The organism is Vulcanococcus sp. Clear-D1 (assembly GCF_014654725.1).
Classification (GTDB): Bacteria; Cyanobacteriota; Cyanobacteriia; order PCC-6307; family Cyanobiaceae; genus Vulcanococcus.
This window is the reverse complement of the sequence record NZ_JACVZV010000034.1, coordinates 1-2,304: the sequence shown is the minus strand read 5'-3', so window position 1 is coordinate 2,304 and position 2,304 is coordinate 1. Positions and strand designations below refer to the sequence as shown.

Annotated in this window: 2 protein-coding genes; both read left to right on the top strand. The window is 63.7% G+C overall.

Going from position 1 to position 2,304, the window contains the following annotated elements:
- Window positions 1-141 precede the first annotated feature (141 nt).
- Entirely contained in the window at window positions 142-1,395 is a 1,254-nt protein-coding gene (istA, locus tag H9532_RS12955; protein ID WP_296369195.1) for an IS21 family transposase, read from the top strand.
- On the top strand, window positions 1,392-2,237 hold the full coding sequence (gene istB, locus H9532_RS12950; RefSeq protein WP_296369193.1) for an IS21-like element helper ATPase IstB: 846 nt from the start codon (window positions 1,392-1,394) through the stop codon (window positions 2,235-2,237). The genes istA and istB overlap by 4 nt, the downstream gene beginning before the upstream one ends.
- The last annotated feature ends 67 nt before the right edge of the window (window positions 2,238-2,304 follow it).

Genomic DNA, 2,304 nt, shown 5'->3' with positions numbered 1-2,304 from the left:
TGTGAGTGCTGGACGTAATCTCCCCAAAACGGCTGGATGAATTTTCCCCAGTTTGGCGCGACCGAGGGTCAGGCGGGCATGCCCGTCTGACCCTCGGTCGCGCAGAATTACCCCTGCTGATGCCAATGGAAGGGCCTGCAGGTGGTTGGATTGAGGGAGATCGTGATGATCTTGGAGTTGAAACGACAGGGGCTTGGCGTCAGCGCGATTGCGCGGCAGACCGGGCTGGACCGCAAGACGGTGCGGAAGTATCTGGCGCAGGGCCTGGAGATGCCCGTCTATGGCCCGCGCGACGTGGGGGAGCGGCTGGCCGAACGCTTTCGCGCCTATCTTGCGGAACGTCTTTATGCCTTCCCGGGGCTCTCGGCGCGCAGGCTGCATCGTGAGGTTCGGGCGATGGGGTATGAAGGGGCTTATTCCACGCTGACGGAATATCTCCGGCTGATCCGGCCCGCGGTGCCTCGGCAGTTTGAGCGACGCTTCGAGACGGCACCGGGTCAGCAGGCACAGGTAGATTTTGCCGAGTTCCAGATCGAGTTCGAGGCCGAACCTGGCGTGCTGCGCAGGGTCTGGCTGTTCAGCATGGTGCTGGGGCACAGCCGCTGGCTCTGGGGCCGGTTCTGCCCGAACCAGACGCTGGAAACGGTGATGCGCTGTCATATCGCGGCCTTTGCCGCGATGGGCGGGGCCTGCACCGAGATCCTGTATGACCGGATGAAAACGGCTGTCATCGGTGAAGATGCCGCGGGCGTGGTGACCTATAATGAATCCTTGGTGGCGCTGTTGGCCCATTACGGCTCGGCGCCCCGGGCCTGCCAGCCTTATCGCGCCAAGACCAAAGGCAAGGTCGAGCGGCCCTTCCGCTATGTGCGTCAGGACTTCTTCCTAGGCCGCAGCTTCCACGACATGGACGATCTGAACGCCCAGTTCGAGGAGTGGCGCACGACCATCGCCAATCCCCGGGTGCATGCCACCACTCAGCGGATCGTGGATGAACATTTTGCCGAGGAACACCCGCAGCTTATGGCCCTGCCGGCCCGTCCTTACGACGCGGTGCTGACCGTGGAACGGCGGATCAGCCAGGAAGGCATGGTCGCGGTTGGTGGCAACCAATACAGCGTGCCCGACACCACGCGGCGGCGGATCGTCGAGGTCCAGAACCACCCTGCCGAGGTTCGGATCTTTGAGGACGGCCAACTGGTCGCCAGCCACCCGGTGCTGGAGGGCAAGAACCAGCGCCGCGTCGATCCCAGCCATCGCAAGCCCGTCCCGCCCGCACGGCGCGCCGTTCAACTTGCCACGCCCCCGGCTGATACCCCGGTTGCCCGTCGATCCCTGGCTTTCTATGAGGCAGTCGGGCGCCGTCTGGCCAATGCACCGGAGGGCCGCGCATGATCCCGGTCACCGAACGCATCCGCCAGAGCCTCGTCAGCCTGCACATGGCCCGTGCCCTGGAAACGCTGGACCAGACCCTCAGTCGCCTGGAAAAGGGCGAGATCAGCGCCATCGAGGCGATCGACGAGCTGCTGGCCGAAGAGCTGAACCTGCGCGAAGGCCGCCGCATCGGCGTGGCCCTGCGCACCGCGCGCCTGATGCCGATCAAGACGCTGGAAAGCTTCGACTTCTCGTTCCAACCCTCGCTGGACAGACACCGCATTATGGCACTGGCGCAGTTGGAGTTCATCAAGCGGGCCGAGGTTCTGCACCTCCTTGGCCCACCGGGCACCGGCAAAAGCCATCTCGCCACAGCCATCGGCGTGGCGGCGGTCAGGGCGGGGCGCAGTGTCTACCGCTGTTCCCTGGCGGAACTGATTGAAGCCCTGACCAAGGCCGAGCGTGAAGGGCGTCTGGCAGAAAAGATACGGTTCTATGCCCGTGCCTCGCTGCTGATCGTTGACGAGATCGGCTATTTGCCCATCACCAGCGGCGGCGCCAATCTGTTCTTCCAACTCGTCAACGCGCGTTACGAAAAAGGCGCCATGATCCTGACCTCGAACCGTGGCTTCGCGGAATGGGGTGAAATCTTCGGCGATCCCGTGGTTGCAACCGCACTGCTGGACCGCCTGCTGCACCATGCCGTCGTGGTTCAGATCGAAGGGGCCAGCTATCGGCTGCGCCATCATGCCGACCTGATCCCCGAACACACTCGGTCACATGCAACCATCACCCCACCGCCGCCGCCCAAACGCCGCGGCCGGCCACCAAAAAACGGAGGCGCCAATCACATGCACGGCTGATCGCCAAACCCGCGAGGTGGGGAATTTTGCGCCAGCACTTCCGGGGAAATTTGATCCAGCATTTACA

Excerpts from the sequence above, each read along its gene's own strand:
- istB (WP_296369193.1), top strand. The coding sequence starts at position 1,392 with ATGATCCCGGTCACCGAACGCATCCGCCAGAGCCTCGTCAGCCTGCAC.